Origin of the sequence: Pseudomonas sp. UBA4617, assembly GCF_002386445.1 — a bacterium.
Lineage (GTDB): Bacteria > Pseudomonadota > Gammaproteobacteria > Pseudomonadales > Pseudomonadaceae > Aquipseudomonas.
Genome location: NZ_DGIR01000004.1, coordinates 40,989 through 50,425, shown reverse-complemented (window position 1 = coordinate 50,425; position 9,437 = coordinate 40,989). Strand labels below are relative to the sequence as shown.

Here is a 9,437-nt window from a genome sequence, read left to right as displayed (position 1 = left end):
TTGTCTTTGTGGCGCAAAAAACTTCCGCGGTATGCGCTGTTCCTGTGGGAGCGGGCGCGGATGCTCCCATACCGGTCGCGACACCAGGCCACTTTTCTGTTCGCGTGATATCGTTCCCCCTCAGCCACCAGCGCCTTGCAGAGACCTGTCGATGCCCAGCACCAAGCACCTCCATCCCGGCTTCATGATCGTCCATGGCAACCGCCTCGACGACCTGCGTAGCCTGGTGGTGAGCTGGATGCGTCGCTATCCCCTGGCGCCGCTGGAAAATGAAATCGCCCTGGTACAAAGCAATGGCATCGCCCAATGGCTCAAACTGGCCTTGGCTGAAGACCCATTGGAAGACGACCTTGGCGGCTGCGGCATCGCTGCCGCAATCGACGTACAACTGCCAGGCAGTTTCATGTGGCAGCTGTACCGGAGCGTGCTGGGGCGCGACGAGATTCCCCAGGTTTCGCTGCTCGACAAGGCACCGCTGACTTGGCGCCTGATGCGCCTGCTGCCGGCCTTGATCGAACGTCCCCACTTCGAGCCGCTGCGGCGCTTCCTTGTCGACGACAGCGACCTGCGCAAGCGCTACCAACTTGCCGAACGCCTGGCCGACCTGTTCGACCAATACCAGGTCTACCGCGCTGACTGGCTTAAGGACTGGGCTGCCGGTGAGCACATCCTCAACACCGCCCGTGGCGAGCGCAAACCGTTGCCCCCGGGGAACCGCTGGCAAGCCGAGTTATGGCGGGCATTGCTTGAAGATGTCGGCGAGCAGGGCATGGCGCAGAGCCGAGCCGGCGTCCATCAGCGCTTCCTCGAACGCATCAACGGCCTGGAGCAGGCACCGCCAGGGTTACCGCCCCGGGTGATCGTGTTCGGCATCTCCTCGTTGCCAGCCCAGGCCCTGGAGGCACTGGCCGGCCTGGCACGCTTCAGCCAAGTGTTGCTGTGCGTGCACAACCCATGTCGCCACCACTGGGCCGATATTGTTGCCGACAAGGACCTGCTGCGGCATCAGTACAAGCGTCAGCAGCGCAAGCAAGGCATGCCCCTGCAACTGGACGACCAGTCGCTGCATCAACATGCCCACCCTCTGCTGGCTGCCTGGGGCAAACAGGGCCGCGACTATATCAACTTGCTCGACAGTTACGATGACCCTGCCAGTTACCTGGGTGTGTTCAGCGATGGCCGCATCGACCTGTTCAGCGACGGCTCGCCTGCAACGCTGCTCAACCAGTTGCAGGACGACATCCTCGAACTGCGCCCGCTCACCGAAACCCGAGACTTGTGGCCGGCAGTCGACCCAGTACAGGATCGCTCGATCCGCTTCCACATTGCCCACAGCCCGCAACGGGAAGTGGAGATACTCCATGATCAGTTGCTGGCCCGCTTCAGTGCCGATCCTACCCTGCGCCCTCGTGACGTCATCGTCATGTTGCCGGCCATCGATACCTACGCGCCGCACATACGCGCCGTTTTCGGCCAGTTGCAGCGCAACGACCCGCGGTATATCCCGTTCACCCTGACCGACCAGGGGCAACGCGGCCGCGAGCCGTTGCTGATTGCGCTCGAACACCTGCTCAAGCTGCCCGACAGCCGTTTCGCGGTCAGCGAAGTGCTGGACCTGTTGGACGTGCCGGCCGTCCGCGCCCGTTTCGGTATCCGCGAAAGCGACCTGCCCACGCTGCACCGCTGGATCGAAGGCGCCGGCATCCGCTGGGGCCTCGATGCCGAGCAGCGGGCCAGCCTCGGGTTACCCGCCGGGCTGGAACAGAACAGTTGGCGGTTCGGCCTGCGGCGGATGCTGCTGGGTTACGCAGTAGGCGTGGGGGAAGCCTGCGACGACATCGAACCCTACGATGAAATCGGTGGGCTGGATGCAGCACTGATAGGCCCGCTGGCCGCCTTGCTCGAGGCCCTCGATGTGGCCTGCCAGGCCTTGTCCGAACCTGCCACGGTCAGTCAGTGGGGAGAGCGCCTGCATGCCCTGTTGCAGGTATTCTTCCTGGCCGAGGGCGAGCGTGACGAGTTTCTGCTGATGCAATTGCAGGATCTGCGCGATAGCTGGCTTGAGGTATGCCAGGCCGTTGGCCTGCAAGACCCGCTGCCGTTGACTGTCGTACGCGAAGCCTGGCTGTCGGGCCTTGACCAGGGCAAGTTGTCCCAGCGCTTCCTCGCCGGTTCGGTGAACTTCTGCACCCTGATGCCGATGCGCGCCATCCCGTTCCGGGTGGTCTGCCTGCTGGGCATGAACGATGGCGACTACCCGCGTACCCAGCAACCGCTGGACTTTGACCTGATGGCCAGTGACTACCGCCCGGGCGACCGCTCGCGTCGCGAGGATGACCGTTACCTGCTGCTGGAAGCGCTGCTCTCGGCACGCGACCAGCTCTATGTCAGTTGGGTCGGGCGTAGCATCCGTGACAACAGCGAGCGCCCGGCCTCGGTACTGATCGGCCAGCTACGCGACCACCTCGCGGCCGGCTGGCATCTGGCCAATGAACTGCAGGGGCAGCCAGCTGAGCCAGGCGAGCAACTGCTGCATGCCCTGACCCAGGAGCACCCGTTGCAACCGTTCAGCCCGCGCTACTTCGAAAAAGGCAGCCCGCTGTTCAGCTTTGCACATGAATGGCAGGTGCTGCACCAGCAGGGGCAGGAAGACGAGCTGGACCACCCCGGCCTGCCGCCCTATCAGAACGATGAAGCCCTGAGCCTGCCCATGCTGGGTGACTTCCTGCGCCACCCGGTGCGGCACTTCTTCAGCCAGCGCCTGAAAGTGTACTTCGAAGCGTTGGAGGCACCGCCCCCGGACGAAGAGCCCTTCGTTCTCGATGCCCTGCAACGCTACGGTGCGAGCGAAAGCCTGCTCGGCGCAGCGCTGGCCGAGCCGGACAATCCCGAACAGGCCCTGCAGGTGCAGGCCCGGCGCCTGCAGGCCTGTGGCCTGCTGCCACTGGCAGGCTTCGGCGAGTTGCTGCAGCGCGAGCTGATCGAGCCGCTGCCAGACCTGCTGCAACGCCACCGCCAGTTGTTGCAGCGTTGGCCGCACCTGGTCGAGGGCGCGTTACCGGTGCATTTCGAGCATGGCCAGCACCGCCTCGAAGGCTGGCTGGGTCGGGTATTCCAGGCGGCTGACCAGAGCCTGCTGAGCATCTCGACCGTGCCCAACACCATCAGCGCGGGGCGCAATGCCCTCAAGTGGCACCGCCTGATCATGCCCTGGGTCAACCACTTGGCCGCCTGCGCGGCGGGCTATTCCTATCACAGCGCACTGGTGGCCAGCGACCTGACCCTGCTACTTGCGCCATTGCCGCAGGCGCAGGCGGCGCAATTGCTGGGCGATTTGCTGGTGGCCCGTCAGGCGGGGATGAACGCACCATTGCCGGTCGCGGCCAAGACCGCATTCGCCTGGCTGGCCCAGGACGACAGTGACAAAGCCCTGGCCGCCGCAACCCGCGCCTACGAAGGCGACGGGCGCACCAGCTTCGGCGAGCGCAGTGAAAGCGTCGCCCAGGCCCGCCAGTTCCGCGACTTTGCCGCGCTCACTGCTGACGAAACCTTCGAAGGCTGGTGCGAAACGTTGTACCGCCCCTTGTTCGACGCCGCTTGGCAGACCCTGGGCAACCCGGAGAAAGGCGCATGACCCAGGACCGTCCCCTGGCACTGAGATTCCCCCTGCATGGCAGCCAGTTGATCGAGGCCAGCGCCGGCACGGGCAAGACGTTCACCATTTCGGCGCTTTACCTGCGCCTGATCCTCGGCCACGGCGGCGAGCAGGGCTTCGATCGCGAGCTGCTGCCCCCGCAGATCCTGGTGGTGACCTTCACCGACGCCGCGACCAAAGAGCTGCGCGAGCGCATCCGGGCCCGCCTGGGCGAAGCTGCGCGGTTCTTCCGCGGTGAACTGCAAGCTGCTGATCCGCTGTTGCATCAGTTGCGTGATGACTACCCGGAAGAGGCCTGGCCGCGCTGTGCCGGCCGCCTGGAAATCGCTGTGCAGTGGATGGATGAGGCTGCCGTGTCGACCATCCACGGCTGGTGTCAGCGCATGCTCCGCGAGCACGCCTTCGACAGCGGCAGCCTGTTCACCCAAACCCTGGAAACTGACCACAGCGACTTGTTGGCGCAAGTGGTGCGCGATTACTGGCGGCGCTTCTGCTATGGCATGCAAGGCGATGCGCTGGCCTGGGTGCGCAACCACTGGGGTAGCCCTGACGCCTTGCTGTCGCGCATCCGCCCGCTGTTCGGCCGGGTGCGCGCCCAGCAGGAAGGGCTGGAACCGGCGGCGCTGATCGAGGCGTCGCTGCAGCAGCGTGGCGAGCAGTTGGCCCGGCTCAAGGCACCGTGGACGCAATGGGCCGAGGAGCTGCGGCAGATCTGCCATGCTGCGGTGGCCGCCAAGCAGGTCGACGGCCGCAAGATGCGTGCGCAGTATTTTGATTCCTGGTGCGACAAGCTCTGCGCCTGGGCTGCTGACGAGCAGTTGGTCGAGCTGGAGCTGGGCAGCGGCTTCAGCCGCCTGACGCCGGCGGGCATGCTTGACGCGTGGAAGTCCGGTGAGCCACCTGCCCACCCGGCACTCGATGCCATGCAAGCCCTGCAACAACAGTTGCAGGCTTTGGAGAGCCCGGAGGCACCCTTGCTCGAGCATGCGGCCAGCTGGGTATCGGCACGTTTCGAAGTCGAAAAGCGTCGGCGTGCGGAAATGGGCTTCGACGACATGCTCATGCGCCTGCAGCAGGCCTTGGCCAGCGAGGCTGGCGAGCGCCTGGCCGGGTTGATCCGCGAACAGTTCCCGGTCGCCCTGATCGACGAGTTCCAGGACACCGACCCGGTCCAGTACGGCATCTTCGAGCGCATCTACCAGATCAGCGAAAACCGCAATCAGACCGGCCTGTTCATGATCGGCGACCCCAAGCAGGCGATCTATGCCTTCCGTGGCGCCGACATCTACACCTACCTTGCTGCGCGCCGCGCCACCAGTGGTCGCCTGCACAGCCTGGATACCAACTACCGCTCCAGCAAGGCCATGGTCGCAGCGGTCAATCAGCTGTTCCTGCAGGCCGAGGCGCGTGAAACCGGGCGGGGTGCGTTCCTGTTCCGCGAGGCTGACGACAACCCGCTGCCGTTCATCGAGGTTCGTGCCAAAGGCCGGGGCGAGCAATTCCTGATTGATGGTGAGCCCTGTGCAGCCCTGCAATGTTGGCAATTGGAAAGCGAGGAACCGGTTTCCGGCAGCGTCTACCGCCAGCAGCTTGCCGCCAGTTGCGCCAGCCACATTGTCGCCTTGCTCAACGGCGGCCAGCAGGGCAGTGCAGGTTTCCGTGATGCCGAGGGCGAATTGCGCCCGTGCCTGCCCTCCGACATTGCCATCCTGGTCCGTGATGGGCACGAGGCGCAAATGATCCGTGCCGAGCTGGCCGCGCGCGAGGTGCGCAGCGTCTACCTGTCCGACAAGGACTCGGTGTTCGCCGCTCAGGAAGCGCATGACCTGCTGGCCTGGCTGAAGGCCTGCGCCGAACCCGATTCGGAACGCCTGCTCAAGGCGGCCCTGGCCAGCCTGACTCTCAATCTGTCGCTGGCGGCACTGGACCGGCTGAACCAGGACGAGCGCGTCTGGGAAGCCTGGGTCATGCGTTTTCGCCGCTACCGCGATATCTGGCAGCGCCAGGGCGTGCTGCCAATGCTGCGGCACCTGCTGCATGACTTCCAGTTGCCGCGCACGTTGATCCGTCGCAGTGATGGCGAGCGGGTGCTGACCAACCTGCTGCACCTGGCCGAGCTGCTGCAGCAGGCCGCTGGCGAACTGGATGGCGAACAGGCGCTGATTCGGCATCTGGCCGAGCACCTGGCCAGTTCCGCCCAGGCCGGCGAGGAGCAGATCCTGCGCCTGGAGAGCGACGAGCAACTGGTCAAGGTGGTGACCATTCACAAGTCCAAGGGCCTGGAATACCCCTTGGTCTATCTGCCGTTCATCTGCACCAGCAAACCGGTCGATGGCAGCCGTCTGCCACTGGCCTGGCATGACAGCCTGGGTAACGCTCATCTCACCCTCACGCCGGACCCGGAACAGATCGAGCGCGCCGATGACGAGCGCCTGGCCGAGGACCTGCGCCTGCTTTACGTGGCCCTGACCCGTGCCCAGCATGCCTGCTGGCTGGGCGTTGCCGACCTCAAGCGCGGCAATCAGAAAAGCTCGCAGTTGCACCGTTCGGCGTTCGGCTACCTGCTCGGTGGCGGCCTCGCCTTGCCGGGCTCGGAGCAACTGGGGAGCTGGTTGCAGGCCCTGGCGGCAACCAGCCCGCACATCAGCTGCCCAGGCCTGCCGCAAGCGGATCAGCAGCTGTATCGCATGCCGCATGCCACGCGGGAGTTGCTGCCGGCACGCAAGCCACGCCGTGCGGCGGCCGAGCATTGGTGGATCGCCTCGTACAGCGCCCTGCGCATCGGCGAACAGGCGCTCGGCGCCGACAGCTCACAGGCGCAGCAGTTGTTCGACGACGAAAGGGCCGATGCGCAGATGTTGCGTGAGGTCCCGGCCGACAGTGGCGATATCCACCGCTTCCCGCGTGGGCCCAACCCCGGCACCTTTCTCCACGGCTTGCTGGAGTGGGCGGGCCGTGAGGGCTTCAGCCAGGTGAGTGGCAACCCGCAGCTGATCCAGGAAACCGTTGGCCAGCGCTGCAACCGGCGTGACTGGACCGGCTGGATCACCACCCTCAGCCAATGGCTGCAACGCCTGCTGGGCGAGGCGTTACCGTTGGCAGGCAAAGGCCTGAGCGTGACCCTTGGGCAATTGCGCCACTATCAGGTGGAAATGGAGTTCTGGTTCGCCAGCCGTCAGGTCGATGCCGAACAGCTCGACCGCCTGGTGGCTCGCCATACCCACCCCGGCCTGGCGCGCCCGGCGGCGCAACCAACCTTGCTCAACGGCATGTTCAAAGGCTTCATTGACCTGGCGTTCGAGCTGGACGGGCGCTACTACGTGGCCGATTACAAGTCCAACTGGCTGGGCCCGGACATCCAGGCCTACGATGGCCTGGCCATGGAGAAAGCCATTCTCGAACACCGTTACGACCTGCAGTACGTGCTGTACGTGCTGGCCCTGCATCGCCAGCTGCGCGCGCGTCTGCCCGATTATGACTACGACCGCCATGTCGGCGGTGCTCTGTTCATCTTCCTGCGCGGTGCCAGCAGCAGCGGCCACGGTGTGTACCACACCAAGCCGCCGCGTGAGCTGATCGATAGCCTCGATGCGCTGTTCCGCGGCGAGCACCCGCCCATGCAGCAGGACCTGTTTGCCGGAGCCATGATATGAGCCGCAGCCTAGTCGACCTGTTGCCAACCCCGCTGCAGGCCGAGCATTTGCTGGCCCTGAAGCCACGACACGACAGCGCTGACCTGCTGCAACTGCTCGACCGTTGGGTGGAGCGCGGCTGGTTGCGAGCCCTGGACCGCGCGTTCGTGCTGTTCCTGGAAGAGCGCGCTCCCGGTAGCGATCCCTTGCTGTTGCTGGCCGCTGCCCTGGCGAGCCATCAGCTGGGCCATGGCCATGTCTGCCTCGATTTGCAGCAAACCCTGGCAGAGCCCGACTTCGCGCTGTCGTTGCCGCCCGAAGGCGATGCCCTGACTGGCCCCTTGCTGCTCCCCTCGCAATTGCTGGCCAACCTCGACCTGCACGCCTGGCGCCAACGGATTGCCGCCAGCGCCCTGGTGGCTGCCGGCAATACCCCAGGGCAGCAAGCGCGGCCGCTGGTGCTCAGCGGCGAGCGCCTGTACCTGCGCCGCTACTGGAATTACGAGCGGCGCATCGACCATATCCTGCGTCAGCGTCTGACCCAGGCCGACGCTGCAACGGCCGACTTGCCGGCTCGTCTGGCGCAGCTGTTCGACGGGGGAGTGCCAGTGGGCCAGGTCGACTGGCAGAAGCTCGCCTGCGCCCTGGCCACCCGCGCCGGCTTCAGCATCATTACTGGCGGCCCCGGTACCGGCAAGACGACCACCGTGGTACGCCTGTTGGCCTTGCTGCAGGCGCCGGCGGTGGAGCAGGGCAGGCCGCTGCGCATTCGCCTGGCCGCGCCGACCGGCAAGGCGGCGGCGCGCCTGACCGAATCCATCGGCCAGCAAGTCGAACGCCTTCAGGTCAGCGCCGAGGTACGCGGGCAGATCCCTACCGAGGTCAGCACCGTGCACCGCCTGCTCGGTAGCCGACCAGGCTCGCGACACTTCCGCCACCATGCCGGCAACCCGTTGCCCCTGGACGTGCTGGTGGTCGACGAAGCCTCGATGATCGACCTGGAAATGATGGCCAACCTGCTCGATGCCCTGCCGCCACGGGCGCGCCTGGTGCTGCTGGGTGACAAGGACCAACTGGCCTCGGTCGAAGCCGGCGCGGTACTGGGCGACCTGTGCCGTGACGCCGAAGACGGCTGTTACTCACCGGCGACCCAGGCATGGTTGGAACAGGTCGGTGGCGAGTCGCTGGCCGGCAGCGGCCTCAAGACCGGTGACGAGCAGCGCCACCCGCTAGCCCAGCAGGTGGTGATGTTGCGCTTCTCACGGCGTTTCGGCGAGGGCAGCGGCATTGGCCAGCTGGCCCGGCTGGTCAACCGCCAGGAAGCGCATGCGGCGCGTAAACTGCTGGCCATGCCGCCTGCCGACGTGCACAGCCTGGCCCTGAAGCACGAGCACGACCGCGCCTTCGACCGCCTGCTGCTCGACGGCCTTGACCGGGGCAGCGATGGCCCGCAGGGCTACCGCGGTTATCTGCGTACCCTCGGACGCTACCGTCCGGCGCTCGATACCGCCGTTGATGACCCTGCATGGGAGCAATGGGCAGGCAAAGTGCTGCACAGCTTCGAGGACTTCCAGCTACTGTGTGCGGTACGCCGCGGGGCCTGGGGCGTCGAAGGCCTCAACGAGCGGGTGGCACAGGTGCTGCACAATGCCGGGTTGATCGACAACCAACAGCCCTGGTACGAAGGACGTCCGGTGCTGGTGACGCGCAACGATTACGGCCTGGGCCTGATGAACGGTGACATCGGCATCGCCTTGCGCCTGCCGGACGAGCACGGTGAGCCCCTGCTGCGCGTGGCCTTCCCGCGCAACGACGGCAGCGGCGGGGTACGCTTCGTCCTGCCCAGCCGGTTGAACGAGGTGGAAACGGTATTCGCCATGACCGTGCACAAGTCGCAGGGCTCGGAGTTCGGCCACACCGCCCTGGTGCTGCCCGAAGCGCTGAACCCAGTGCTGACCAAGGAGCTGATATACACCGGGATTACCCGCGCCAAGCACTGCTTCAGCCTGGTCGAACCGCGCCAGGGCATTTTCGAAGAAGCGGTGGCACGCAAGGTTCGGCGTATTTCCGGGTTGATGCTCGAGCAGGTCTGAATCCGCACGCGGTCCTGGAGGGCGGCCATATGCTATCGTTGCGCCGTAATCCGATAG

The 9,437-nt window shown here is 65.6% G+C and carries 3 protein-coding genes; all 3 read left to right on the top strand.

Annotation, left to right across the window (positions count from 1 at the left end; all coding sequences use genetic code 11):
• Positions 1-151: 151 nt before the first annotated feature.
• Genes recC through recD form a run of 3 tightly spaced genes read left to right on the top strand, consistent with a single transcriptional unit; the run spans position 152 to position 9,380 of the window.
• On the top strand, positions 152-3,634 hold the full coding sequence (recC, locus tag B4L76_RS01055; RefSeq protein ID WP_296229890.1) for an exodeoxyribonuclease V subunit gamma: 3,483 nt from the start codon (positions 152-154) through the stop codon (positions 3,632-3,634).
• Positions 3,631-7,308 carry an exodeoxyribonuclease V subunit beta gene (recB, locus tag B4L76_RS01050; RefSeq protein ID WP_296229889.1) on the top strand — a complete coding sequence of 1,226 codons (3,678 nt, stop codon included), beginning with the start codon at positions 3,631-3,633 and terminating at the stop codon, positions 7,306-7,308. The genes recC and recB overlap by 4 nt, the downstream gene beginning before the upstream one ends.
• Positions 7,305-9,380, top strand: a complete 2,076-nt coding sequence (gene recD, locus B4L76_RS01045; RefSeq protein WP_296229887.1) for an exodeoxyribonuclease V subunit alpha — start codon at positions 7,305-7,307, stop codon at positions 9,378-9,380. The genes recB and recD overlap by 4 nt, the downstream gene beginning before the upstream one ends.
• The last annotated feature ends 57 nt before the right edge of the window (positions 9,381-9,437 follow it).

What these genes read in the sequence shown, in the direction of transcription:
- recC (WP_296229890.1), top strand. Translation starts at nt 152, where the DNA reads ATGCCCAGCACCAAGCACCTCCATCCCGGCTTCATGATCGTCCATGGC.
- recB (WP_296229889.1), top strand. Translation starts at nt 3,631, where the DNA reads ATGACCCAGGACCGTCCCCTGGCACTGAGATTCCCCCTGCATGGCAGC.
- recD (WP_296229887.1), top strand. Translation starts at nt 7,305, where the DNA reads ATGAGCCGCAGCCTAGTCGACCTGTTGCCAACCCCGCTGCAGGCCGAG.